Source organism: Citrifermentans bremense (assembly GCF_014218275.1).
Classification (GTDB): Bacteria; Desulfobacterota; Desulfuromonadia; order Geobacterales; family Geobacteraceae; genus Geomonas; species Geomonas pelophila.
In genome coordinates this window covers 4,248,429-4,272,175 of the sequence record NZ_AP023213.1, presented here as the reverse complement: position 1 = coordinate 4,272,175, position 23,747 = coordinate 4,248,429, and the positions used below count along the sequence as shown (strand labels likewise).

Sequence of the window (23,747 nt, the reverse complement as noted above, 5' to 3'; positions counted from 1 at the left end):
TTGCAGGCGAGGGACCAGCGGCAGGCGCTCTTGGACGGGATGTTCCCCACCCCGTTCCCGGCGACGGTGATGCTCTCCCTGAACCTGCCGGGGACGGAGAAGACCGGGGATCGGGCTGAGCGCCTGTTCCAGTGGGGGGAAAAGGCCCTTTTGGGCGCGCTGAAGACGGAGGGCTCGGTCCGGGGGGGCGACGACCTCGGCCCCTTCGCCATCTACCGCACCCGCCTCCCCTCGACCCAGGTGAAGCGGCTGGGTATCTCGCTAGAGTCGAGGCACCCGGCGGGCCGGCTCCTCGACCTCGACATCTACGACCATGCCGGCCGCCCGGTTTCCAGGGCCAACCTCAAGATCGCTCCCCGAACCTGCCTTGTCTGCCCCGAGCCAGCCGTTGCCTGTATCCATGCCGGCCGGCACGGAAGCGAGGAGCTGATGCACCATGCCAGGAGGATCATCGATGCGCTCTGAGCTCGGGACGCTCTCCCTGAACCTGGTGCGCGGCGCCTTCATGGAGCTCTACCTCACCCCCAAGCCGGGACTGGTCGACCTGATCGATTCCGGCTCCCACCGTGACCTTTCGTTGCAGCGGATGGAAACCTCGCTGAAGATCGTTTCGAATTACCTGGCCGAGGTCGCCGAAAGTCTCGCCCGGGGGGAGGAGCTGTCCGCGCAGGTGCGGCTTGGGGTGGAGGCGGAGACGGCGATGCTGCAGACGGCCGGCACCAACTGCCACAAGGGGTACATCTTCCTCTCCGGGCTCCTTCTCGCGGCCCGCGCGCAGGTTGCGCATCGCGACGAGGGGGAGCTTGGTCTCGCCGTGGCGCGCCTGGCACAGCGGTTTTTCGACCATGCCCAGCCCGAGGCGACCAACGGCAGCCGCATTCGGCACAACTCCGAGGCACAGGGGGTGAGGGGAGAGGCGCTCGCGGGGCTTCCCTCGCTCTTCGGTGCAGCGCTCCCCGCCTTCAGGCACGAGCTTGCTGGGGGAGGCAACCGCGGCACAGCGGTCTACGCGATGCTCGGGCGTCTGATGGCAACCGTCGAGGACACGACCGCCCTGCACCGCTGCGGCAAAGAGGGACTGGCCACGGTCCGGGAGGACGGGCGGAAGCTGGAACTGCTGGTCTTGCAGCGCGGCGACTTCATCGGTTTTCTCGCCGAAAGAAACGAGGCGTACATCAGCCGCAACCTCACCATGGGAGGGGTAGCCGACCTCCTCGCCCTCGCCTTCGCCTGGCTCGCCCACACCGGCGAGTTGCAGCTCGCGGCTTCCTAGCCCCCCGAAAGACGAACCGTCGTTTGACAAAATAAGGTTGATACATTCTAATATTTGCTGCTTTGCAGCGCCCGGCGACGGCCCCGGCGCAAACGGACTATCCGGCTAATCGCGGTGCAAGGGAGGCTGCATGGACCTCAAGGAGATGCGCGACGAGCAGCTAGGGAGGCACCCTTGGGAAACGGCCCGGGCTGCGGCCCTGGCCGGATTGCTGGAGCCCTGCCTGCACCAGGGGATGTCGGTGCTGGACCTTGGTTGCGGCGACGGCTATCTGAGCCGCACCCTTTTCCGGCATCTGCCTGGGAGCAGGGTGACGGCAGTGGACCCGAATCTCACCCCGGGCCAGCTCGCGCTATTGCGGGAACGGGGAGAGTGGATCGCCTACCAGACGGAACTCCCTCCGGAGGGAAGCCGCTTCGACCTCACCCTGCTGCTGGACGTGCTCGAACACGTGCCGGAGGACCGGGACTTCCTGACCCAGGTCGTGGCGCGGCACACGGAAAAGGGGGGGCATGTGCTGGTGACCGTCCCCGCGTTCCCCGCGCTTTACAGCGGCCATGACTTCTCCCTGGGACACTACCGGCGCTACAGGTTGCAGGAGTTGGAGGGACACCTGGCCTCGGCGGGGCTCGCCGTCGTCGCCGCGGGCCACCTCTTCGCGTCGCTGCTTTTCCCCAAGTACTTTCTATTCAAGCTGCTCGACCGCTCCCTCGTCGCTGCGGGGGTCGGTTGCTGGAAAGGTGGCCGTATCCTCACCTCGATCCTGGAAATGTGGCTCAAGCTGGAAAATTCCTTGATGATCCTTTTAGCCCGCCGGGGGTGAGGCTTCCCGGGCTCACCGGCTGGGCGCTGTGCCAAAAGATGACTGCCGAACCCTGAGCTGCACCGTCCCCACCCGCCATAATCATCGGCATCCCCCCGCCTCCTCGTCTGTTTCCTCGAATCGTGTTGACGAAATTGAACGCTGTTTTAATTGACAGTGGGGCGTGTAATGACGTATACAAGTTGGACTTTTTTACCCTGCCTACCGTTTCCCAGCGGCACAAGCAGGAAGATCAATCCGGCCCGGTACGCTTTTTCGCGTTTCGTCGCCACAACACACAGGATGGAAACAGCACATGTTGAATCTGAAACCAGAGGTCGTTGCCCAGCTTGAGCGAGTGCTCAGCTCTGTCGAAATGCTGCTCCCCAGGGCCGTGAAAGCGGTGGACTGGAGCAAGTGCCATGCCGCCAACTGGCGCCGCCACTCCTTCTCGGGTTATCTCGAAGCGGTGAAGGTGACTGACAATACCAGGCTTGAAGAACTCCTCGGCTGCGAGAAGCAAAAAGAGGTGATGATCAACAACACACGCCAGTTCCTGAAGGGGCTCCCCGCGAACAACGCCCTCCTCTGGGGGTCGCGCGGGACCGGGAAATCCTCGATGGTCAAGGCGCTCCTGAACGAGTACGGCTGCGAGGGGCTGCGCGTGATCCAGGTGGAGAAGGAAGACCTGATCTACCTCTCCGAGATCTTCAGCGCGGTGGAGAACGAGCCCTACCGTTTCATCCTTTTGTGCGACGACCTCACCTTCGAGGTGGGGGAGCTTTCCTACAAGATGCTCAAAAGCGCACTGGACGGCTCGGTTTACTCGGCTCCGGAAAACGTGCTCATCTACGTCACCTCGAACCGCCGGCACCTGCTCCCCCAGTACGAGACCGACCTTCTCGGTGGCAAGTACGTGAACGGGGAACTGCAGCAGAGCGAGGCTATGGAGGAGAAAGTCTCCCTTTCGGACCGCTTCGGCCTCTGGGTCCCCTTCCACGTCTTCACCCAGGACCGCTATCTCGACGCGGTGCGCCAATGCGTGGAGCGGGAGGCTGCGACCCGTAGCCTCACCATACCCTGGACCAAGGAACTGGAACTCGACGCCATCCAGTGGTCGCACGACAAGACCAAGCGCTGCGGCCGCACCGCTTTCCAGTTCTCCAAGAACTGGGTCGGGCGTTACCTGCTGACTCAGGCGGGAGCGTAACAGGTACAAGAACCTAAGCCACTGACTCAGCGGCTCGGCTATGAAAGACAATAACCGGCGTCCATCGTTATCGATGGGCGCCTTTTTTATCTGGTACAGGGAACCGGCCGTAACTGCAGTGACAAAGACCGGTAAAATGCGGGAAAAACGAGCGAGACCTGCTAAACTTGGTCCGCGTGACCAGGAAACCTGCCGCCTCAGAAATTGCCTTGACATACCAAGGGGGAATATTTATATTCAGCTTCGCATATATATAAATTTGTTTACACGACCTGTGAAGGGGGGATGCCGGGTGAGCCCAAAGATAATGCCGCTGATCGTAATGCTGTTTGCACTCCTCGCGGCGCCGGCCTTCGGGGAGACGGTCACGTTGCGCGAGGCGGTGAACCGTGCGCTTCAGAGCAACAACTTGCTGAAAGCTGCGTCGTATCAGCGTGGCGCCGCCGAGCAGGAGGTCGCCGTCAGCAAGAGCCGCTACCTTCCCCGGGTCCAAGCCGAAAGCGGCGTGGTCCTCTCCAACACCCCCTCCAGCGTCTTCATGATGAAGCTGGACGAGGGACGCATCGATCCCGCTAGCGACTTCGCTGCCGATACCCTGAACAACCCATCGCCGCGCGCGGATTTCCGCACTTCGGTTTCGTTTGAGCAGCCGCTTTTCGATCTCGGCATCGGCAACGGCGTGCGCATGGCGGGCAAGAGTGCGCAGGCGGCGGGCCTTTCGCTGCAGGGAAGGCGCGAGGAGGTGGCTTTCCGGGTCTACCTCGCCTATCTCGGGGTGCGGCGCGCCCAGGCCTACCGCGGCATCGCCGACCAGGCGGTGGCCAACGCGAAGGAACACGACCGCCTGGCAGGGTTGCGGGAAGAGGACGGTCTCGGGCTCAAATCCGACCGGCTGCGCACCGCGACGGCGCTGGCCGAGGCGGAACAGCGGCTCGCATCGGCGCAAAACGACCTGCTGCTCGCGCGCATGAGGCTGAACCTGGCAGTCGGAGGTGAGCAGGGTGGCGTGCTGGATATCGGCGAGCTTCCCCAGGTCAGGGATCCGGTCCTGGCCCAGCAGGAACTGGTGGCCTTGGCCCAGCAAAACCGTGCCGACCTGAAAGCGGCCGAGACCTCGGTGCAGCTCGGGGAGCTCGCGGTACGGCAGGCAAAGGACGCCTATCTCCCCACCGTTTACGCCCGGGGCGCCTACCAGATAAACGATCGCGACCTCCCGCTGGGGATGGACAAGGATTCCTGGAACCTGGGCGTCAACCTGCGCTGGGAGCTCTTCGACGGCGCCAGGCGCTCGCATGAGAAGGAAAAGGCCGAGCTCTCCCGCAAGGCTGCGGCGGCCATGCTCGAAAACGACCGCAGGGAAGTTTCGCTCCAGGTAGCCGAGAGCGTGCTGCGGCGCCAGGAGGCGCTGCTGAGGCTCGAGAGTGCGAGGCGGGCGGTGCAGGACGCCGAGGAAGGAGTGCGCCTGGTGGCGCTGCGCTTCGGCAACGGCCTCTCCCCGCTGGTCGAGCTTATGGATGCGGAAGCGGCCCTAAACCGCTCCCGCGCCACCCTGGTCGAGGTGGAGAACAACCTGCTCGCCTCGACCGGCGAGGTCTACTTCCGTGCGGGGGTATTTCTGAAGGAGGTCATCCAATGAGAAGCTACCGGGCCGCAGTTTTCGCCCTGATGATACTGTCCGCTGCCGGCTGCGGCAAAAAAGAAGAGCACGCGGTCCAGAGCGCGCCGCCAGTGGTGCGCGGGGTGACGGTCGCCGCCGTGGCGGCCGAGGATCTACCCGAGGTGCAGGAGGCGGTCGGCACCGTCCGGGCCCGCACCTCCGCTGTCCTCTCGGCCAGGCTTTCCGGCACGGTCACAGGGGTTTACGTCAGGGAAGGGGACCGGGTGGGGAGAGGAAAGCTCCTCGTCGCCATAGAGGCGGTAGAAAGCGGCGCTGCGGCGGCCGGAGCGGCCTCCGGCGTGGACGAGGCGTCGCGGGCCCTTTCCGAGGCGCAGGCGAGGAAGAAGCTCGCCGACGTCACCTTCGAGCGCTACAGCAGGCTCTTCGAGCAGCAGGCGTTGACCCGTCAGGAGCTTGACACCAGGAGAACCGAGCAGGAAGTGGCGGCGCAAGGGGTGGCCCGGGCTGAGGCAAGGCTTGCGCAGGCGCGCCAGACCGCGAGGGCGGCAGGCGCGGTGGCAGGCTATGGCCGCGTCACCGCTCCCATCTCCGGGGTGGTGGTAGCGAAGCAGGTCGAGGCGGGGCAGACGGTCTTTCCGGGGACGCCGCTTCTGACCGTGGAGGGGGATAGCGGCTTCAGGCTGGAAGTGGCGGCGCCGGAAGGGCTCCTCGGCAAGGCGAAGCCGGGGGACCGGGTGCCGGTGTCGGTCGAGGGGACCCCCGCTGTGGGGACCGTCTCAGAGGTGGTGCCCGTCGTCGATCCGGCGAGTCGCACCTTCACCGTCAAGATCGATCTATCCTCCGGCGGGGTTCGCTCCGGCAGCTACGGCAAGGCCTTTTTCAAGACGGGCTCCCGGCAGGGCGTAGCCGTTCCTGCCGCAGCCGTGGTGCAGCGGGCATCGCTTACTTCCGTGTGGACGGTGTCTCCGGAAGGGATAGCGAGGCTCAGGCTGATCCGGGTGGGTCGGGAACTGGACGGCAGGGTAGAGGTGATCTCCGGTCTCGCCGCCGGCGATAAAGTGGTCACCCAGGGCATTGAGCGCATGGTAGACGGCGCGAAGGTGCAGTGATAGACAACTGCGACGAAGGCTTGCCGATAACCACTGGAGAAACTGATGACTAACCTGGGCTTCGCGGGGAAGATCGCCCGCGCCTTCATAGATTCGAAGCTGACGCCGCTCATCGTGGCAGCCTCGCTGCTGCTCGGGCTCTACTCGATCATCGCCACGCCGCGCGAGGAGGAACCGCAGATCGTGGTTCCCATGGTGGATATCTACTTCCCCATGCCCGGCTCCTCCCCTAAGGAGGTGGAAGAGCGCCTGATCACCACCTTCGAGAAGAAGATCTGGGAGATCAAGGGGGTCGAGTACCTATACTCTGTGAGCAAGCCGGGGATGGGGATGATCACGGTCCGCTTCCTCGTGGGCGAGGACATGGAGAACTCGCTGGTCAAGCTCTACAACAAGGTGATGAGCAACCGCAACTTCCTCCCCCCGGGCGCCGCGGAACCGTTGGTGGTCTCCAAATCCATCGACGACGTACCTATCCTTTCCCTCACCCTCTGGTCGGACCGCTACGACCACCATGCCTTGCGGCGGGTGGCCAGGGAACTCTGCGACGACCTTCAGAAGGTGGACGACGTCGCCAACTCGGAGATCAGGGGGGGAGTCTCGCGCGAACTGAAGGTGAGCCTGGACGCGGCGCGCCTCTCCTCCTACGCCCTAACGCCGGCCGCGGTCATGGGCGCACTCGAGCGCGGCAACGTGGCCCAGCGCGCGGGCGACGTCTCCTCCGGCAACCGCGACTACAAGCTCGACGCGGGGAGCTTCATCTCGACCCCTGACGACGCCCGAAGGGTGGTGGTGAGCGTGAAGGACGGCCGCCCGGTCTACCTCTCCGACGTGGCGACGGTGACCGACGGCGTCCAGGAACCCAAGGACTACGTCTTCTTCGGCTTGGGGCCTGCGGCGGCGCAAAAGGGGCTCACGGGCGGGGCGGCTGATTACCCCGCGGTGACCATCTCGATCGCCAAGAGGAAGGGGGCTAACGCCACCTGGGTCGCCGAGGACCTGCTGAAACGGGTCGAGTTCCAGAAAGGGAAGATCATCCCCTCCGAGATGCAGGTCACGGTGACCAGGAACTACGGCGAGACCGCCAAGGACAAGAACAACGAGCTCCTCTTCCACATGTTCCTCGCGGCGATCTCGGTCACCATCCTCATCGCTGTCTTCATGGGATGGCGCGCCGGGGCAGTCGCGGCCATCGCGATCCCGGTCACCCTCGCCCTCACCATGTTCATCTTCAACCGGATCGGCTACACGCTGAACCGGATCACGCTCTTCGCCCTCATCTTCTCTATCGGGATACTGGTGGACGACGCCATCGTGGTGGTGGAAAACATCCACCGCTACTTCACGACGACCAGGCTGAAGCCGCTGGAGGCGGCGGTCAGGGCGGTGGACGAGATCGGCAACCCCACCATGCTGGCCACCTTTGCCGTCATCGCCTCGATCCTCCCCATGGGGTTCGTGGGCGGGCTCATGGGTCCCTACATGCGTCCGATCCCGGTGGGCGCCTCCATGGCGATGGTGTTCTCGCTTTTGATCGCGCTCATCGTCACCCCCTATTTCGCCTACCGCTTCATGAAGGGCGAGTCCCACTACGGCACCGAGGCCCCACCCGAAGAGAGCTGGATGACCCGCTTCTACCGGCGCATCATGGGGAGGCTTCTGCACGACAAGAAGGTCCGCTACGGGTTTCTGACCACGGTGGTGGTGCTGCTCCTCTTCTCCTGCGCGCTCATCTATTTCAAGGCGGTGACGGTCAAGATGCTCCCCTTCGACAACAAGAGCGAGCTGCAGCTGATCGTCGACGCGCCGGAGGGGACCACGCTGGAGGAGAACGCCCGCATGGTGGCGGAACTCGGGGAGGCGCTCAGGAAGGTCCCCGAGGTCACCGACTTCCAGAGCTACGTCGGGACCAACTCCCCCTTCAACTTCAACGGGCTGGTGCGCCACTACTACCTGCGCAAGGGGCCGAGCGTCGCCGAGATCCAGGTGAACCTGGTCGGCAAAGACGAGCGCAAGGGGCAGTCGCACGACATCGCCCGGAGGATCCGCCCCACGCTCAAGGCGATCACCGACCGCTACCACGCGCGCATCAAGGTGGCGGAAATCCCACCAGGCCCGCCGGTCATCTCCACCCTGGTGGCGGAGGTGTACGGCCCGAACCAGGAAAGCCGGGTGGAGATCGCCAGGAAGATCAAGGCTATCTTCACCTCGACCCCGGGGGTCGTCGACGTGGATTGGTACCAGGAGGGCGACCAGCCGAACCTGCATTTCGAGGTGGACCGCGAGAAGGCGGCGCTCTCCGGCGTCGACGCGGCCCAGGTGGTGCAGACCCTGAAGATGGCGGTGGAGGGGACGGACGTGGGGATCATGCACGTCCCGCAGGAAAAGGAACCGGTCCACATCAACCTGAGGCTCCCGCTCGCCTCCCGAAGCGACATCGCCTCGCTCTCCTCCATCTACCTCGCGGGGACGAAGGGGAACGTCCCGCTCTCGGAACTGGTGCGCGTGGTGAGGGGGGTGGAGGAAAAATCGCTCTACCGCAAGAACCTGAAGAGCGTGGTCTACGTCACCGGCGACGTGGCGGGGGTGATCGAGGCGCCGGTCTACGCCATCCTCAAGATGCAGAAGGATATCGACAACATACCGCTTCCCGGCGGCTACCACATAGAGCAGCGCGCAGCGACGCAGCCCTGGAGCGAGGAGCGCCCCGGGATCAAGTGGGACGGCGAATGGCATATCACCTACGAGGTGTTCCGCGACCTGGGGGCCGCCTTCGCCGCGGTCATGGTGCTGATCTACGTCCTCGTGGTGGCCTGGTTCAAGGATTTCACCACGCCGCTGGTGATCATGGCACCCATCCCGCTCACCCTGATCGGGATCCTGCCAGGGCACGCCCTGATGGGCGCCTTCTTCACCGCGACCAGCATGATCGGCTTCATCGCGCTCGCCGGGATCATCGTGAGGAACTCCATCATCCTGATCGACTTCGCCGAGTTGCGCCGTCGCGAGGGGATGGCGCTCGACGAGGCGATCATCGACGCGGGGGCTATACGCTTTCGCCCCATGCTGCTCACGGCGGCGGCCGTGGTGGTGGGGAGCTTCGTGATCCTCTTCGACCCGATCTTCCAGGGGCTCGCCCTCGCCATGATGTGCGGCGAGATCGCCTCCACCACCCTTTCCCGCATCACCATCCCGATCCTGTACTTCATGGTGGAGTCCTGGAAGGAGAAGCACAAAAAGGGTGGCGAGGCGGAAAAACAGGCCGAGGCACAGGTTTAGCTTGAGAAATGGGAGATAGAAATATTAAGATATAACGCTGACGCAGCCAAGGCGGAGCGCAAATCCTGTACCCCACCTTGGCCTGCCTTAAAGGAGGCTTCTTGTTGCAAAACGTAGCGGAAAAAATCGATCAGACGGTGGCCGGCAAGGTCGCAACGGATGCCGAGGGGCTCTACCGCTCGGGGAAGATGCACTGCGCGGAGGCGGTGCTGGCGGCGGTGAAGAACCAGTTCCTGCCTGAGGCAAGCGACGAGCTGCTGCGGCTGGCCGCAGGTTTCGGCGGCGGCTCCGGCTCCGGCTGCATCTGCGGCGCGGTGGCGGGGGGGACCATGGCGCTCGGGCTGGTCCTGGAGGGCGACCGCAGAACGGCCGCGGAGCTCACCCGCGAGCTGCACAGCTGGTTCAAGTCGCAGTACGGGGCCACCTGCTGCAAGGTGCTCTCGGCGAAAGGGAAAAGCGGCTGCCCCGGCATCACCGCGAGCGTGGCGGGGACGGTGGCGCAGCTCTTGGAGCAAAGAAGCTGCGCCCAGGCGAAAGGATAGGAGGCATACCATGTACATCGACAGACTGTTAAGGCTCATCGCCGGGAGCTTCACCCTCATCTCGCTGGCTTTGGCCCACTACCACGACCCCCGCTGGCTCTGGTTCACCGCGTTCATCGGGTTGAACCTCCTGCAGTCCGGCTTCACCAACTGGTGCCCGATGATGACCATCCTGAAGAAGCTCGGGGTGCCGCAGCTTCCGCCGCAGGGATGCCAAAAGTGAGCTGCCGCATCAGGATCCTTTGCGACAACAGCGCCGGGGCGCTCTCCGGCACCCTCGGCGAGCACGGCTTTGCCGCCTTGGTGCAGCAGGGGGACGAGTCGCTTCTCTTCGACACTGGCGCAGGCCAAACCCTGCTCCACAACGCCCAGCGCATGAACGTCGACCTAAGGTGCGTGGAGCAGGTGGTCCTCTCCCACGGGCACCACGATCATGCCGGCGGGCTGTGGCCGCTTTTGCAGGCGGCCGGCCCCAAGAAGGTGCTGGCGCACCCGGAGGTCTTCGCCAAGCGCTACGTGCTGCGCGAGGGGAGCGCCCGCTCGGTCGGCATCCCATACTCCGAGGAGTTCCTGGCCGGGCTGGGGGCGAGCTTCTCCTACGGCGACGCCTTCCGCGAGGTCCTTCCCGGCGTCTTTTTGACCGGGGAGGTCCCCAGGCGCACCAGCTTCGAGGAGGGGGACGCCGGCCTTTTCTGCGACCTCGCCGGCTGCCGGCGCGACACGGTGCTTGACGACCAGTCCCTGGTCATCGTCACCGGGAAGGGGCTTTTGCTCCTTCTTGGGTGCTGCCATGCCGGGGTCGTCAACACCCTGGAGCTCGCCCGGGAGAAGACCGGGGTGGGTGAGGTGTACGGGGTGGTGGGGGGGTGCCATCTCGCCTTCTCGTCGCAGCCCCAGATAGACGCCACCATCAAGGCACTCAAGAAGTACGGGCTGAAGAAGGTCTCCCCCGGCCACTGCACCGGTTTCCATGCGGCGGCTCGCCTGGCCCACGAATTCCCTGGCGGGTTCAAGCCTTTGCAGGTAGGATACCTGCTCGAAGTCGAATAAATGTAAGGGGTTGATCAATGATGAAAGTTTTTGCCGTACTTTTTTCCCTGCTGCTTCTGGCCGTGGCCCCATCCTTCGCCACCGGCGCCGTCAACGTCAACTCCGCCCAGGCCCGGGCGCTTCTGGCCAAAAACGCGAAGATGGTGGTCCTGGACGTACGCACCCCCGAGGAGTACCGCCAGGCGCACCTGAAGGGATCGCTGCTCATCCCGCTGGGGGAGCTGGGCCGGAGGGTGCAGGAGGTCCCGCGGGACCGGCCGGTGCTGGTTTACTGCGCCGTCGGCGCCCGCTCGCAGACCGCAGCAAGCTTCCTCTCCTCCAAGGGATACCGCGACGTGTACAACATGGCCGACGGCCTGGTGGGATGGTACAGAAACGGCCTCCCGCTGCAGATCGGCTCTTCCCGCTGAAAAGCCGCCGGGTCTCCCGGCGGCTTTTTTTTTTCGCCTCCCCCCTCCTCCCCTCCTGGAAGCTCTCCACAATCTGGTAAAATTTTTCAGGCCTTTTGGCTCAAGATATGCACAACCATTTCCGATAAACCAGGGACAGGTTTTAAGGTCCAGGCGGAGGTACCATGCAGGTGGAACCTGAAAAAATCCCGGCCATGCTGCTGGAGCGGATCGATTGCGGCGTCGTTTACCTGGACGAAAGCGGCAAGGTTCTCTTCATCAACAACAGGGCCGAACAGTTGCTCCACGTCCAGCGCGGCCAGGTGCTGGGGCGCAGGGTCGACATGCTCCCCTTGCGTACCCCGCTCTACCGCGTGCTGAGCGAGAACTCGCTGGACGCTCCCGTGGAGATGAGCGTCGAGGGGACGGTGGTCCAGATCCGTTCCTGCCGCCTGCCTGCCGATTGCGGCAAGGGGGAGCTGTACCAGCTGCGCGACATCACCCCGGAAAGAAACGAGAGGCGGCAGCGCGAGGAGTTCGTGGCCATGATGACCCACGACCTCAAATCGCCGCTCACCGTGATCATGGGTTACATCCAGGCCCTTCTGGGGGAAAAAGGGAAGATCGACCACTCGCTGCACCTGTTCCTCGGGGAGATGGACAAGAGCTCCGTGAAGATGCTCACCATGATTGACGACGTGCTGGACGCCTACCGGCTGGAGGCGGGGCTTTTGCAGATCGACCGCCACAGCTGCGACATCCGCCCGCTTTTGGAGGGTTGCAGCCGCGACGGAGAGCGCGAGGCGGCGGTGCATGGCTCCAGCTTCCAGAGCGAGCTCTGCGACGAGATCCCCCCGATGGAGCTCGACTCGAAACAGATCAGCCGGGTCTTCGCCAACCTGATCGGCAACGCGGTGAAATTCACCCCCAGGCGCGGCACCATCACCCTGAGCAGCGAGGTGAGGGACGGCTTTCTCCGGGTGCAGGTGAGCGACACCGGCATAGGGATTCCCCCCGAGGAGCTGCCGCGCATCTTCAACAAGTATTTCCGGGCCCAGGCCGCAAGGGGGTTCAAGGGGACGGGGCTAGGCCTCACCATCAGCAAGGCGATCGTGGAGGCACACGGCGGGAGCATCGGAGTGGAGAGCACGGCCGGCAAGGGGAGCCGCTTCTCGGTCCTTTTGCCGCTGCACCGAGAGAAGGAAGCCATTTAAGCGTTAAAGTTCGGGGCCGAAAAACCGATTAGCCTAGCATCGAGCCAAAACAACTGCAAAAAGACGCTGTTGCGAGCGATACCACTTATCAATCAGCCAAGGAGGAGCACAAACATGGGCAACGTATTAATAGTCGACGATTCCTCGACCATGAGAAAGATCATCTCCCGCAGCCTGCGCCAGGCGGGACTCGCCGTGGACGACATCTACGAGGCGGGCGACGGCATCGAAGGGCTTGCCGCCATGGAAGGAAAGACGATCGACCTCATCCTCTCCGACATCAACATGCCGAACATGGACGGCCTGGAGTTCATCAAGAGCGTCAGGGCCAAAGGGGTCAAGACCCCAATCGTCATGATCACCACCGAGGGTGGCGAGGACATACTCAAGGAAGCCATCAGCAACGGCGCGAGCGACTCGATCAAGAAGCCCTTCACCCCCGATCAGTTGAACGAGAAGCTGGGAGGGTTGCTATGATGTCGCTGAACCAGGAAATCGCGCACGCTACGCATCTTGAGGAGGCGGACCTGGCCAGCTACGTGATCAACGCCACCAAGGAGGTCTTCGACACCATGGTGATGATGGCTCTCGAGGACAGCTACCCCCTCAAGGAGCCGGTCACCGCGTTCCACTGCTCGGTCACCGGGATGGTCGGCCTCGCCGGCACCTACACCGGCATCCTCTCTATCCACTGCCCGCAGAGCTTCGCCCTGCGCATCACCTCCAACATGCTCGGGATGGACGTCGAGGAGGTGGGGGAGGACGTCAACGACGCCCTGGGCGAGATCGCCAACATGCTGGGAGGGTACGTGAAGCAGATCCTCTCCAAAGGGGGGCTGGACATCAACCTCTCCATCCCGACCGTCATCTCCGGCGAGGATTACACGGTCAACTCCATGGCCGACAGCGACTGCGTCATCATCCCCTTCACCAACGAGGGAGACCGGTTCCTGGTCGGGCTTAAGCTGCGCAAGGAAGTATAGAAGGCGGTACAGACAATGGCGTACGACAAATTACAATCGATGCTGGACGCGGCGATGAAGCAGGCGGGGGAGGAGAGCAGCATGCTGCTGGGCCAGCCCCTGACCGTCGCCGCCTCCGACGTCCTGAATGCCGACAGGAAGAGCTACCTGGGTGGGGACGACAGGGCGATCTACGTCGTCGGAGTCGAATCGCGGGAGGCCTATCCGGGGCGGTTTTACCTGCTGTTCTCGCTGGCCGACACCATCGTGATGAGCTCCATCCTGCTTGGCATACCGGGGCCCCGGATCCAGGAGAAGCGCAGGCTGAGCATCCAGGAGCCAGACGACGCAGACGCCTTCGGGGAGATCGCCAACCAGATCATCGGCTCCTTCAACTCCGTGTTCCAGCCCAACCTCCCGGAGAAGGTGCATCTGAAGCTCCTCCCCCCCATCAAGTACGTCCCCGAAGTCGACCCCCTGGACGACGAGCTCCCGTTCCCGGACGGCAACTACATGATGTACCGCGCCCCCCTGGAGATCGAGGGTCAGGAGATGGACCATCTGGACATCCTGATCCCCCACCCGCTTGCCTGCCTCTTCGACCCGCAGCCGGAGGAGGCTGCAGCCGAGGCGCCGGAACAGGCCGAGGAGACCCCAGAGGAGGCGCCGGCGGAGATACCGTCGATCCTGGTCCTTGGCGACGACAACAGACGGCAGGAGCTCATCGACGGCCTGGAGACGAAACTGGCGCTCCTCGACGCCCCCCTGTCGGCGGACCTCCCGCAGCTATTCTCAGGGGGGAACATAAAGCTGGCGCTGATATCGCTGCGGCAGACTGCCGACCGCGACCTCTCCATCTGCAAGCGCGTGGTGCCGATGGTGGAGAAAACCGGGGGGGCGGTCGTGCTCTGCGCCCCCGAGTGGACCCGCGTCTCGGTGCTCAAGGCGCTCAAGGCGGGGGCCCGGGGTATCATCAGCTATCCGCTGGATGCGTCGGACCTGAACGCTAAGGTCTCGGGATTACTCTCTGTTTGACATCTCCCCCGCCGAGTCAAAAAAACCGCTCTCCGGGGTGTGTTTTTTTGACTTCGGCTCGCCATGCTGCAACCGCTTCAGCCGCCGCCACCCGCTTCCTGCCGAAATATCACTGTAAAATCCGCTGTTTGCACGCCACTCGCGGCACGGCACGCCTTTTGCCTCACCCGCTCTCATGACCTGCCATCCACGTTCCCATCATCGATCCCTTTGCGCCCTGCTGCTTCTGCTGGTTCTGCTCGCGTTGTCCGCCGCGGCCCAGGCGCAGCAGCAAAACCGCCTGCAGCGCATGAAGATCGCGCCCCACAAGGGATACACCAAGATCGACCTCTTCTTCGCGGCTCCCCCGGACTACGCCCTGAGCAGCACCCGGGACCGGGTCCGGCTGGTGGTGCGCGAAACGGATGCGCCCCTGTTCCGCAGGTTCCGCTCCTACAGCGACCCCCGGGTGGCCGGCGTCTTCACCTCTTTGCGCGACGGCGGTGTGAGTGTCGTCATCCCGGTGAAGGGTGGAGGGGCGGTAGCCCAGGTTGTGGGGGGAGGCGACGCCACCTTGCTCTCCCTGGTGATAAGCACGAACAAGGGGGGCGAGGCGGTGCAGCCGGACATCCTCCCGGGACGCGAAGCGATTCTGAGCGGCGCGGCCGAGCTGGTGAACGCGGTCGGTACTTCTCCCCGCGCGGCGCTCCCCTTCGTTCCCACCGACCCCAAGCTCTTGAAGAAACTGCTCACGGCCGACGAGGTCGCCCTTTTCCTGGCGGGAGAGGAGATGCTCTACGTCGGCAAGGGAGCGGAGGCGGTGCAAGTATTCACCCAGTTCGGGCAAAAGCCGCAGGCCGTGAGGGCCCTGGCGGGTTTCCGCCTGGGCGAGGCTTACGCCCTTCAGGAGCGCAACCGGGAAGCGCTCGCCGCCTTCAGGGAGGGGATCGCGCTCGCACCGGGGCACCTGGAACAGGCACCGGAGATGATGCAGCTCTACGCCGAGGTGCTGGCAAAGACCGGCGACCAGGTCCAGGGGAAGGCGCTTTTGGTGCGGCTCATCGGCGAACAGGCCGGGACTCCCTACATGGCGCCGCTCATGAACCGGTTGGCCGAGATCTGCGAGCGCCATGGCGATACCGAGCAGGCGCTTGCCATGTACCGCACCGTGGCGCAGCACGCAGAGGGAACCGAGGCCGCGGGTAGGGCCCTGATGAAGCTGGCCGACCGCGAACTGTTCAAGATCCAGCGGGGGCGCTATCCCTTGCTGCAGCAGCGCTACCAGGCGATCTACGCCGCCCCGGGAGGCCAGGCGCTCAGGGACGAAGCACTGTTCAAGATAGCGCTGCTCCCGGCACTCTACGGCCCCGCCGCGGAGGCGCTGGACTCGGTGGCGACCTACGACAGGCGCTACCCCAGGGGTATCTTCTCCACCATCGTCAAGAAGATGCACCAGCAGCTCCTTTTGCCGGTGTACCACGAACTGGCCCAGGCCAAGGACGACGCGGGTTTGGTGCAGCTTTGCCAGGACCACCGCGACGCCCTGGCCCTTTGCCTTGCCGAGCGCGGCTTCATCGAACGCCTCTCCGCCGCCTTCGAGGCCACCGGGAAGCGCGCCGAGGAGATCCGGTTCTTCTCCTATCTGGCGGAGCGCAGCTGGGTGGGGGACAACGGCCCCTTCCTGCTGGCCCGCATGGTGGAGGACGCCTTCGCCCTGGGAGACGTCTCCCTGGCCGAGTCCACCGCGCGCAGGTTCCTGATGCGCTTCCCCAACGAAGCGCGCGGCTACAGGCTGCGCGAGCAGCTGGCAAAGCTCTCCTTCGAGCGGGGGGATCTCGACGAGGCCCTCTCCCTGCTCGGCTTCCTGAAGGGGAAAAAGCCGCTGCCTGAGTTCGCGGAGAGCTCCTACTATTTCGGGAAGGCGCTAGCCCATGCAGGTGACCACAAGGGAGCCGAGGGGGCGCTTGGCCGGTTCATCCAGGCGGCGGGAACGTCGCCGCTTCTCAGCGACGCCTATCTCGCCCAGGCGACCGAGCGGGAGGCGCTCAAGGACCCCCGCGGGGCTCTGGCCGCCTATCAGCAGGCGGAGAAGATCACGGACGGGGAGCTGAACCAGCAGTGCCTGTACAAGATCGGCGAGTTGTACCTGCAGCTCGGGATGCCGGCCAGGGCGGCCGAGAGTTGGGAACAGGCGGTGCGGCAAGGGGGCTCGGGGAGCTGGGTCAAGCTCGCCACCATCTCTTTGCAGGACCTAAAGTGGCGGCTCAATCTTTCAAAGGAACTGCGCTAGCTGTCATAATTCTGACAGACGGGGCGGAAAAAGGGCGTAACTCCCTGGAGACAGGATAAAACCGGGCATGGTACGGGTTTTGCTGTAGCAGGAAGTGCGAAAAGGGAGGCGCTTTATGCCGATAGAGGGACTTTTTGGAAATACCGTGGAACTTTTGGGCAAGACGCTGGACTTAAGGGCCAAGCGCAACTCACTGGTGACCTCGAACATAGCCAACGCCGAGACGCCGAACTACACCCCCACCGACCTTAAGTTCGACGCCCAGCTCCAGAGCGCCCTGGGCAAGGGGAGGGTGGCGGTGACCCAGGCGCACCCCAGGCACATCCCGCTCAAGGGGCAGGCATCCAGGGTGGACCAGGTGCAGGGTGACCTGGTGGAGGTGCCCGGGAAGAACCGGGGCCCCGACGGCAACGCGGTCGAGCTCGAGACCGAGATGGGCAGGCTGTCGGAGAACCAGATCATGTACAACGCCACGGTGCAGCTGCTCAGCAAGAAATTCGAAGGGTTGAAACAGGCGATAAGGGGTACTCTCTAATGGACTTTTTTTCGGCAATGGACATAAGCGCGTCGGCGCTTGCGGCGGAACGGACCAGGATGAACCTCATTTCCAGCAACCTCGCCAACGTCAACTCGACGCGGACGGCGGAAGGGGGCCCCTACCGCCGCAAGGACGCGGTCTTCACCGCGACCGCGCCCAACCAGGGAAAGGGCTCCTTCCAGAGCACGCTCGGCAATGCGATGAAGGCGAGGACGGTCGAGGTCTCCGAGATCGTCGAGGACCAGAAGCCCCCCCGCATGCAGTACGAGCCGAACAACCCCGACGCGAACGCGGCAGGATACGTAGCCTACCCCAACGTCAACGTGGTTGAGGAGATGGCGGACATGATATCGGCGAGCCGCAGCTACGAGGCCAACGTCACCGCCACCCAGGCGGCGAAGAGCATGGCCTTGAAGACGCTGGAGATCGGTCGCTAACCAAAAGGAGGCAGAGTAATGCAGATTGCAGCTATATCAGGCGTAGCAGGGGTATCGGAAACCGCTCTCCGTCCGGCCGCCGGGGCCACTGCGGCGCCGGGCCAGGGGTTCGGCAAGCTGGTGGACGAGATGGTGAGCAAGGTGAGCGACCTGCAGGTCCAGGCGGATCAGTCCATTCAGAGCCTCGCCACCGGCCAGGGTAAAGGGCTCCACGAGGTGATGATCGCCGTGGAAAAGGCGAGCCTCTCCTTCCAGATGCTGACCCAGGTCCGCAACAAGGCGGTGGAAGCGTACCAGGAAATCATGAGGATGCCGGTCTAGCCCCTCCCGGGCTGCCTGCGGCGCTGTCCTTGGCGCCGTGAAGAAAAGTACAACCGTGACACGGGGATGCCATGCCGGAAGGCCTTAAAAAATTACTGGAACCTTTTCTCGCTCTGAGCGTATCCAAGCGGCTCATGATCGGCGGGGCGGCTCTCATCTCCCTGATCGCCTTCGCCGTGCTGATCGCCGTGGCCAACAAGACGGACTACCGTCCCCTGTTCGCCAACCTGTCGGCGGAGGATTCCGGGGAGATGGTGAAGAAGCTCAAGGAGCTGAAAGTCCCGTACCAGATCTCCGAGGATGGCAAGGCCCTCCTGGTCCCGGCGGAAAAGGTGCACGAGCTGAGACTCACCATGGCGAGCGACGGGCTGCCTCAGGGAGGTGGGGTCGGTTTCGAGATCTTCGACCGGAAGAACTTCGGCATGACCGAGTTCGTGCAGAAGCTCAACTACCAGCGCGCCCTGCAGGGGGAGCTCTCCCGGACCATCGGACAGCTGACCGGGGTGGAGTCGGCCCGGGTGCACCTGGCGATCCCGGAGAAGTCGCTCTTCAAGGAATCTGAGAAACCTCCCACCGCTTCGGTGGTGCTGAAGATGCGTTCCAACCGCACCCTGAGCGAGTCCGAGATGCAGGGGGTGGTGCACCTGGTGGCCGCCTCCATCGAGGGGATGGACCCCGAGAACGTCTCGGTGATGGACAGCCGCGGCAAGATGCTGAGCAAGCGCTCCGCGGGGGACGCAACAGACAAACTTGCCACGGTGAGGCAGGAGACCCAGCGCCAGTTCGAGAGGACGGAAGAGGACAAGCTGCAGACCCTTCTGGACAAGGTGGTCGGCACCGGCAAGTCCGTGGCGCGCGTCTCGGCCAACTTCGACTTCAAGCAGGTGGAGAAATACGAGGAGCGCTACGACCCGGAAACGGCCGCTGTGCGCAGCGAGCAGCGGAGCGAGGAAAAGGGGGGGCTGACCACGCTTGCCTCAGGGGCACCCGGCGTCCAGTCCAACCTCAGGGGCGGCCCGGCCGGCGCGACCACCGGCGGCGGCTCCAAGACCGACGAGACGCTGAACTACGAGGTGAGCCGCTCCACCGCCCGCACCATCGAGCCGGTGGGGAGCCTCAGCAAGGTGTCGGTGGCGGTGCTGGTGGATGGCAAGTACGAGCTTCCCCCCGGCGCCAAGCCGGGCGCGCAGCCGAAGTACCAGCCCAGGAGCCCGGACGAGCTGCAGAAGATCGAGGCGCTGGTGAAAAGCGCCGTCGGCTTCAACGCCGAGCGCGGCGACCAGGTGACCGTCGCCAACATCCCCTTCCAGGACAGCGGGATGGCCGAGGATGAGCCGGCGCCCTGGTGGGAAGCTCCCTTCGCGCAGGCGCTGCTGAAGAACGGGCTCATCGGGCTCGCGTTCCTGGCGCTGCTGTTCTTCGTGGTCAGGCCGCTGATGAAGGGGCTCAAGGTGGAGAAGCCGACCAGCTTCGTGCCGCTTGAGCCTGACATGGAGGCGATGCAGCTCATCGAGGAGCAAAGGCGCGAGCAGGAGATGCTCAAGATGACCCAGAATGAACTGATTGAGAAGGTGAAGCAGGACCCCTACCAGGTGGCCCAGATCCTCCAGAACTGGCTGGCGCAGAAATAGGAAAGCGATCAGGTGAATAACACGATGCAGCAGCGAGGTGCTGAATGACCGGAGCCGAGAAGGCCGCCATACTCCTTTTATACCTGGGACCCGAGGCCACGGCCGCAGTTTTCGAGCACCTGGACGACTTCGACATCAAGAAGATCAGCCAGAGCATGTCGCGACTGGGGCACGTGCCGCGCGAGGAGATCGCCGCGGTCGTCGCGGAATTCACCGACATCACCAACCCCGAGACCGGCTTCTTCTCCCAGGGGGAGGAGTTCGTCAAGAAGATCCTCGAGCGCGCGCTAGGTCCCGCGCGGGCGGAGAACCTGCTCCAGGAGATCCGCACCTCGGGGATAGGGGACATGGCGGACGTCCTTTCCAGCATGGACCCCCGTACCATCGCCAACTTCTTCTCGCAGGAACATCCCCAGACCATCGCCGTGGTGCTCGCCAAGCTGAAGCCCAAGCAGACCAGCGAGATCATCTCCCTTTTGCCGCAGGACCTGCAGGCGGAGGTGGTGATCAGGATCGCCGAGGTCGACCAGGTCTCGCCTGAGATCCTGGCCGAGATCGACGAGGTGATCAGGCTTGAGCTCACCGCCCTGGGCGGCGTGCAGAGGTTCAAGGTCGGCGGCGTGGAGAAGGTGGTGGACGTCTTCTCGCACCTGGACCGCAGCCGCGAGAAGAAGATCCTGGACAAGCTCGACACCATGAACCCGCCGCTGGCCGAGGTGATCAGGAAGCACCTGTTCACCTTCGAGGACATCTTCAAGCTGGACGATCGCGCCATCCAGACCATCATGAGGGAGGTCTCCAACGACACCCTGACGCTCGCCATGAAGACTTCCATCGAAGACGTGAAGAACAAGATCTTCCGCAACATCTCCAGCCGCGCCGCCGAGATGATCAAGGAAGACCTCGAGGTCATGGGGCCGGTGCGCCTGTCCGACGTGGAAAAGGCCCAGTCGGAGATCATCAAGGTTGTCAGGAAGATGGAAGAGGAAGGAAAGGTCGTGGTCGGCGGCCGTGGGGCGGACGATGTCCTTGTCTAACATCATCAAGAATGACGGTTTCGAGGTGCGTCCCTGGGTGCCGGGGCAGTTCGGCGCCCCGGTGAAACCGGTCGAACAGGGGGGCGGCTTCCAGCGCATCCGCATCGGGATGCCGGACGCCGAAGAGCCGCTGGTCGAGGAGGAACCGGAGCCCGAGCCCGAGCCCGAGCCGGAATTGCCGATGATGCTGGAGGAGGAGGCGCTGCGGCGCATCCGGCAGGCGCATGCCGAGGGGCTCAAGGCGGGGAAGGAGCAGGCTGAGGCGGACCTCGCCACGGTGAGCGGGGCGCTGGCGCAGGCGCTTCTGGCCACCGGGTCGCTTAGGGCCCAGCTGCTCCAGGAGTCGGAGGAGGACCTGTTGCAGCTTGCCATGCTGATCGCCAGAAAGGTCATCCAGCAGGAAATCTCACTGGACCCGGGGCTCTTGGCCCGGATGGTGCAGTCTGCACTGCAGCTCGCCTCGCAGACCGGGGAGGTGGTAGTGAGGCTGCACCCGGAAGATTACGCGGTGGCGATCCGCACTGGCGAACTGCAGCGGTTAATGGAAGCGAAGGGGGAGCTCTCCATCAAGGAGGACCCCACGATAGGCAGCGGAGGGTGCATCGTGGAGACGGCGCGGGGGAACATCGACGCGGGGATCGAGGCGCAGCTCGAAGAGGTGAGCAACCGGCTGCACGAGGAGAGGAACACCCGGCGCGAGGAAACAGCCTATGCCTGACCTTAAGCGCTACTTCCCGGTGGTCAACTCGATGAAGCCGGTCCGTTTCCACGGCAGGGTGACCCAGGTGGTGGGACTCGTGATCGAGGGGTACTGCCCGGAGAGCGCCGTGGGGAGCCTGTGCCAGGTCCACTCGCAGGGGTACCCCCCGATTCCGGCAGAGGTGGTGGGCTTTCGCGAGGACAAGACGCTGTTGATGCCGCTGGGCGAATTGCGCGGCGTGGGACTTGGCAGCGTCATCTCGGTGAGCCGCGAGAAAGCGGCGCTAGGCGTAGGCCCGGGGCTTCTGGGCCGTGTCATCGACGGTCTCGGCGCTCCCATCGACGACAAGGGACCCATCGCCGTGGCGGACGAGTACCCGATCTACGCCGCGCCGGTGAACCCGATGAAGCGGCGTCCCATCAGGAAGCCTTTGAACCTCGGGATCCGCGCCATCAACGGCCTGCTCACCTGCGGCGAAGGACAGCGGGTGGGGATCATGGCTGGATCGGGGGTCGGGAAATCGACCTTGCTGGGTATGATCGCCCGCTACACCGAGGCCGACGTCAACGTCATCGCCCTCATCGGCGAGCGCGGGCGGGAGCTCAGGGAATTCATCGAGAAGGACCTGCAGCAGGAGGGACTCAGGAAATCGGTGGTTGTGGTCGCCACCAGCGACCAGCCCCCCCTGGTCCGGATGCGCGGCGCCTACATCGCGACCACCATAGCCGAGTACTTCCAGTCCCAGGGGAAAAAGGTGCTCCTCATGATGGACTCCGCCACCCGCTTCGCCATGGCGATGCGCGAGGTGGGGCTGGCCATCGGCGAGCCCCCCACCACCAAGGGGTACACCCCCTCGGTCTTCGCGGCCCTGCCGCGGCTTCTGGAGCGCTCCGGCAACTTCCAGGGGGGGAGCATCACCGGGCTCTACACGGTGCTCGTCGAGGGGGACGATTTCAACGAGCCGATCTCCGACGCCATGCGGAGCATCCTGGACGGGCACATCATCCTGAACCGCGAGCTCGCGGCGCGCAACATCTACCCCCCCATCGACCTCCTCAACAGCGCCAGCCGTGTCATGTCCGACGTCACCTCCAAGGAGCACCGGATGCTGGCGGGGGAGTTCAAGGAGATCCTGGCCGCTTACCGGCAGGCCGAGGACATGATCAACATAGGCGCGTACAAGGCGGGGACCAACCCGAAGATCGATTACGCCCTGGCGAAGATGGACCGGATGATAGCCTATGTGAAGCAGGATGTGACTGACGGCGTCGGCGTCGAGGAGTCCATTGAGGCGCTGGCCGCCATTTTCGACGGCGGGCAGTCCCAGTGACAGGCAAACGGAGGCAATAAATCATGGCCGGATACGAGTTCAGGCTCGAACAGGTGCTTAAGTTCCGCAAGGAAGTGGAAAAGATACAGCAGCTGGAGCTGCTGGCGGCAAGGCAGCGCCACGAGACGGTCAGCGACCAGCTGAACTGCGAGGAAAAGGCGATCGAGGAGCTGGACCGGGAGTTCACGCAGCGCCAGATGGAAGGGATCCAGGCAAGCGACCTGCAGCTTTTCGGCGATTACCGCCTTAGAAAGCGCAACGAGATCAACAGGATCAAGGAGGAGCTTCCCGCCTTGGAGCAGGCGGTGCAGGAGAAGCGGGAGTCGCTCATCGTCGCCGCCAAGGAGAAGAAGGTGCTCGAGATCTTCAAGCAGAAGAAGCTGCACGCCCATAGGGTGGAGCTGCTGGAGAAGGAGCGGAACTTCATGGACGAGGTGGCGATCCAGGGCAGGGGGGCGCGGCAGTGAGAAGTCGATGGCACCTGACCCGCATGACGCTTGCGCTCTTCGCGCTCCTGATCCTTTGCACCGGCACCCCTTCGGGCGCGGTGGTGATCTCCGGCGACTCGGCCAGGGCCGAGGAAAGGCTGAAGCGGCTGGCCGAGAGGGAGGCCGCCTTGAAAGCGAAGGAGGAAGCCTTCCAGAGGGCGAACGCCGCGCTGGAGGCAAAGGTCAGGGAGCTCGACGCCGCCAAGAAGGGGCTGGAGAAGCAGATCTCGGCCAGAAAGAGCCAGGACGGCGACCGTTACAAGAAGATGGTCAAGATCTACAAGAGCCTGAAGCCCAAGGACGCCGCCGATCTTCTGAACAAGCTGGAGCCGAAGCTCGTGATCACCCTCCTCGACAACATGGATCAAAAGACGGTGGTGAAGCTGATACCGCTGATCACCCAGCCGACGGTGCTCGAGTGGAGCCGCCAGAACCTGGGGGGTAGATAGCCCGGTTCCCTTTCGGGGGCAGCCGGCGGAGTTGGGAGTCAAATCCAGGAAAAAAGGAGGTGAG

The 23,747-nt window shown here is 64.0% G+C and carries 25 protein-coding genes; all 25 read left to right on the top strand.

Annotated features, from left to right (window positions below; genetic code table 11):
• Positions 1–465 carry a citrate lyase holo-[acyl-carrier protein] synthase gene (locus tag GEOBRER4_RS19045; RefSeq protein ID WP_264177094.1) on the top strand — a complete coding sequence of 155 codons (465 nt, stop codon included), beginning with the start codon at positions 1–3 and terminating at the stop codon, positions 463–465.
• Positions 455–1,273, top strand: a complete 819-nt coding sequence (locus GEOBRER4_RS19040; RefSeq protein WP_185243568.1) for a triphosphoribosyl-dephospho-CoA synthase — start codon at positions 455–457, stop codon at positions 1,271–1,273. The genes GEOBRER4_RS19045 and GEOBRER4_RS19040 overlap by 11 nt, the downstream gene beginning before the upstream one ends.
• Before the next feature lie 130 nt (positions 1,274–1,403).
• Positions 1,404–2,096, top strand: coding sequence for a class I SAM-dependent methyltransferase (locus GEOBRER4_RS19035; RefSeq protein ID WP_226377838.1), 693 nt, complete (start codon positions 1,404–1,406; stop codon positions 2,094–2,096).
• A 295-nt stretch (positions 2,097–2,391) separates the two neighbouring features.
• Positions 2,392–3,285, top strand: a complete 894-nt coding sequence (locus tag GEOBRER4_RS19030) for an ATP-binding protein (protein ID WP_085814684.1) — start codon at positions 2,392–2,394, stop codon at positions 3,283–3,285.
• A gap of 292 nt (positions 3,286–3,577) precedes the next feature.
• A complete protein-coding gene (locus GEOBRER4_RS19025) occupies positions 3,578–4,921 on the top strand; it encodes a TolC family protein (protein WP_185243567.1) in 1,344 nt (447 codons plus the stop codon).
• Positions 4,918–6,012, top strand: coding sequence for an efflux RND transporter periplasmic adaptor subunit (locus tag GEOBRER4_RS19020; protein ID WP_185243566.1), 1,095 nt, complete (start codon positions 4,918–4,920; stop codon positions 6,010–6,012). The genes GEOBRER4_RS19025 and GEOBRER4_RS19020 overlap by 4 nt, the downstream gene beginning before the upstream one ends.
• A 45-nt stretch (positions 6,013–6,057) precedes the next feature.
• On the top strand, positions 6,058–9,291 hold the full coding sequence (locus tag GEOBRER4_RS19015) for an efflux RND transporter permease subunit (RefSeq protein WP_185243565.1): 3,234 nt from the start codon (positions 6,058–6,060) through the stop codon (positions 9,289–9,291).
• A 101-nt stretch (positions 9,292–9,392) separates the two neighbouring features.
• Positions 9,393–9,833, top strand: a complete 441-nt coding sequence (locus GEOBRER4_RS19010) for a C-GCAxxG-C-C family protein (RefSeq protein ID WP_185243564.1) — start codon at positions 9,393–9,395, stop codon at positions 9,831–9,833.
• Positions 9,834–9,843: 10 nt separating this feature from the next.
• A complete protein-coding gene (locus GEOBRER4_RS19005; RefSeq protein ID WP_085814688.1) occupies positions 9,844–10,056 on the top strand; it encodes a YgaP family membrane protein in 213 nt (70 codons plus the stop codon).
• Complete coding sequence (locus tag GEOBRER4_RS19000; protein ID WP_185243563.1) at positions 10,053–10,883, top strand: MBL fold metallo-hydrolase; 831 nt, start codon at positions 10,053–10,055, stop codon at positions 10,881–10,883. The genes GEOBRER4_RS19005 and GEOBRER4_RS19000 overlap by 4 nt, the downstream gene beginning before the upstream one ends.
• A gap of 20 nt (positions 10,884–10,903) precedes the next feature.
• Positions 10,904–11,293, top strand: coding sequence for a rhodanese-like domain-containing protein (locus GEOBRER4_RS18995; RefSeq protein WP_185245369.1), 390 nt, complete (start codon positions 10,904–10,906; stop codon positions 11,291–11,293).
• A gap of 164 nt (positions 11,294–11,457) precedes the next feature.
• A complete protein-coding gene (locus tag GEOBRER4_RS18990; protein ID WP_185243562.1) occupies positions 11,458–12,486 on the top strand; it encodes a sensor histidine kinase in 1,029 nt (342 codons plus the stop codon).
• Between the two features lie 114 nt (positions 12,487–12,600).
• The gene (locus GEOBRER4_RS18985; RefSeq protein ID WP_085814691.1) at positions 12,601–12,963 is read left to right on the top strand and encodes a response regulator; all 363 of its coding nucleotides are present in this window, start codon (positions 12,601–12,603) and stop codon (positions 12,961–12,963) included.
• Positions 12,960–13,469 carry a chemotaxis protein CheX gene (locus tag GEOBRER4_RS18980; protein ID WP_371674856.1) on the top strand — a complete coding sequence of 170 codons (510 nt, stop codon included), beginning with the start codon at positions 12,960–12,962 and terminating at the stop codon, positions 13,467–13,469. Before GEOBRER4_RS18985 ends, GEOBRER4_RS18980 begins: the two co-directional genes overlap by 4 nt.
• Before the next feature lie 15 nt (positions 13,470–13,484).
• Positions 13,485–14,483 (top strand): response regulator, encoded by a 999-nt coding sequence (locus tag GEOBRER4_RS18975; protein WP_185243561.1) that lies wholly within the window; start codon positions 13,485–13,487, stop codon positions 14,481–14,483.
• Between the two features lie 175 nt (positions 14,484–14,658).
• Positions 14,659–16,752: a tetratricopeptide repeat protein gene (locus GEOBRER4_RS18970; protein WP_185243560.1), complete on the top strand. Its 2,094-nt coding sequence runs from the start codon at positions 14,659–14,661 to the stop codon at positions 16,750–16,752.
• A gap of 115 nt (positions 16,753–16,867) precedes the next feature.
• Positions 16,868–17,287, top strand: a complete 420-nt coding sequence (gene flgB, locus GEOBRER4_RS18965) for a flagellar basal body rod protein FlgB (RefSeq protein WP_185243559.1) — start codon at positions 16,868–16,870, stop codon at positions 17,285–17,287.
• Positions 17,287–17,727: a flagellar basal body rod protein FlgC gene (gene flgC, locus GEOBRER4_RS18960; RefSeq protein WP_085814695.1), complete on the top strand. Its 441-nt coding sequence runs from the start codon at positions 17,287–17,289 to the stop codon at positions 17,725–17,727. Before flgB ends, flgC begins: the two co-directional genes overlap by 1 nt.
• 18 nt (positions 17,728–17,745) lie before the next feature.
• Positions 17,746–18,048: a flagellar hook-basal body complex protein FliE gene (gene fliE, locus GEOBRER4_RS18955; RefSeq protein WP_185243558.1), complete on the top strand. Its 303-nt coding sequence runs from the start codon at positions 17,746–17,748 to the stop codon at positions 18,046–18,048.
• A gap of 71 nt (positions 18,049–18,119) precedes the next feature.
• On the top strand, positions 18,120–19,679 hold the full coding sequence (gene fliF, locus GEOBRER4_RS18950) for a flagellar basal-body MS-ring/collar protein FliF (RefSeq protein WP_185243557.1): 1,560 nt from the start codon (positions 18,120–18,122) through the stop codon (positions 19,677–19,679).
• A 44-nt stretch (positions 19,680–19,723) separates the two neighbouring features.
• Complete coding sequence (gene fliG, locus GEOBRER4_RS18945) at positions 19,724–20,716, top strand: flagellar motor switch protein FliG (protein WP_185243556.1); 993 nt, start codon at positions 19,724–19,726, stop codon at positions 20,714–20,716.
• Positions 20,703–21,434 (top strand): FliH/SctL family protein, encoded by a 732-nt coding sequence (locus GEOBRER4_RS18940; protein WP_185243555.1) that lies wholly within the window; start codon positions 20,703–20,705, stop codon positions 21,432–21,434. The genes fliG and GEOBRER4_RS18940 overlap by 14 nt, the downstream gene beginning before the upstream one ends.
• Positions 21,427–22,746 (top strand): FliI/YscN family ATPase, encoded by a 1,320-nt coding sequence (locus tag GEOBRER4_RS18935; RefSeq protein WP_185243554.1) that lies wholly within the window; start codon positions 21,427–21,429, stop codon positions 22,744–22,746. Before GEOBRER4_RS18940 ends, GEOBRER4_RS18935 begins: the two co-directional genes overlap by 8 nt.
• 23 nt (positions 22,747–22,769) lie before the next feature.
• The gene (gene fliJ, locus GEOBRER4_RS18930) at positions 22,770–23,213 is read left to right on the top strand and encodes a flagellar export protein FliJ (RefSeq protein ID WP_085814701.1); all 444 of its coding nucleotides are present in this window, start codon (positions 22,770–22,772) and stop codon (positions 23,211–23,213) included.
• Positions 23,210–23,683, top strand: coding sequence for a MotE family protein (locus GEOBRER4_RS18925; RefSeq protein ID WP_143424312.1), 474 nt, complete (start codon positions 23,210–23,212; stop codon positions 23,681–23,683). Before fliJ ends, GEOBRER4_RS18925 begins: the two co-directional genes overlap by 4 nt.
• Positions 23,684–23,747 lie beyond the last annotated feature (64 nt).

Excerpts from the sequence above, each read along its gene's own strand:
- GEOBRER4_RS19040 (WP_185243568.1), top strand. The coding sequence starts at position 455 with ATGCGCTCTGAGCTCGGGACGCTCTCCCTGAACCTGGTGCGCGGCGCC.
- GEOBRER4_RS19035 (WP_226377838.1), top strand. The coding sequence starts at position 1,404 with ATGGACCTCAAGGAGATGCGCGACGAGCAGCTAGGGAGGCACCCTTGG.
- GEOBRER4_RS19030 (WP_085814684.1), top strand. The coding sequence starts at position 2,392 with ATGTTGAATCTGAAACCAGAGGTCGTTGCCCAGCTTGAGCGAGTGCTC.
- GEOBRER4_RS19020 (WP_185243566.1), top strand. The coding sequence starts at position 4,918 with ATGAGAAGCTACCGGGCCGCAGTTTTCGCCCTGATGATACTGTCCGCT.
- GEOBRER4_RS19015 (WP_185243565.1), top strand. The coding sequence starts at position 6,058 with ATGACTAACCTGGGCTTCGCGGGGAAGATCGCCCGCGCCTTCATAGAT.
- GEOBRER4_RS19005 (WP_085814688.1), top strand. The coding sequence starts at position 9,844 with ATGTACATCGACAGACTGTTAAGGCTCATCGCCGGGAGCTTCACCCTC.
- GEOBRER4_RS18995 (WP_185245369.1), top strand. The coding sequence starts at position 10,904 with ATGAAAGTTTTTGCCGTACTTTTTTCCCTGCTGCTTCTGGCCGTGGCC.
- GEOBRER4_RS18990 (WP_185243562.1), top strand. The coding sequence starts at position 11,458 with ATGCAGGTGGAACCTGAAAAAATCCCGGCCATGCTGCTGGAGCGGATC.
- GEOBRER4_RS18985 (WP_085814691.1), top strand. The coding sequence starts at position 12,601 with ATGGGCAACGTATTAATAGTCGACGATTCCTCGACCATGAGAAAGATC.
- GEOBRER4_RS18980 (WP_371674856.1), top strand. The coding sequence starts at position 12,960 with ATGATGTCGCTGAACCAGGAAATCGCGCACGCTACGCATCTTGAGGAG.
- GEOBRER4_RS18975 (WP_185243561.1), top strand. The coding sequence starts at position 13,485 with ATGGCGTACGACAAATTACAATCGATGCTGGACGCGGCGATGAAGCAG.
- GEOBRER4_RS18970 (WP_185243560.1), top strand. The coding sequence starts at position 14,659 with ATGACCTGCCATCCACGTTCCCATCATCGATCCCTTTGCGCCCTGCTG.
- flgB (WP_185243559.1), top strand. The coding sequence starts at position 16,868 with ATGCCGATAGAGGGACTTTTTGGAAATACCGTGGAACTTTTGGGCAAG.
- flgC (WP_085814695.1), top strand. The coding sequence starts at position 17,287 with ATGGACTTTTTTTCGGCAATGGACATAAGCGCGTCGGCGCTTGCGGCG.
- fliE (WP_185243558.1), top strand. The coding sequence starts at position 17,746 with ATGCAGATTGCAGCTATATCAGGCGTAGCAGGGGTATCGGAAACCGCT.
- fliF (WP_185243557.1), top strand. The coding sequence starts at position 18,120 with ATGCCGGAAGGCCTTAAAAAATTACTGGAACCTTTTCTCGCTCTGAGC.
- fliG (WP_185243556.1), top strand. The coding sequence starts at position 19,724 with ATGACCGGAGCCGAGAAGGCCGCCATACTCCTTTTATACCTGGGACCC.
- GEOBRER4_RS18940 (WP_185243555.1), top strand. The coding sequence starts at position 20,703 with ATGTCCTTGTCTAACATCATCAAGAATGACGGTTTCGAGGTGCGTCCC.
- GEOBRER4_RS18935 (WP_185243554.1), top strand. The coding sequence starts at position 21,427 with ATGCCTGACCTTAAGCGCTACTTCCCGGTGGTCAACTCGATGAAGCCG.
- fliJ (WP_085814701.1), top strand. The coding sequence starts at position 22,770 with ATGGCCGGATACGAGTTCAGGCTCGAACAGGTGCTTAAGTTCCGCAAG.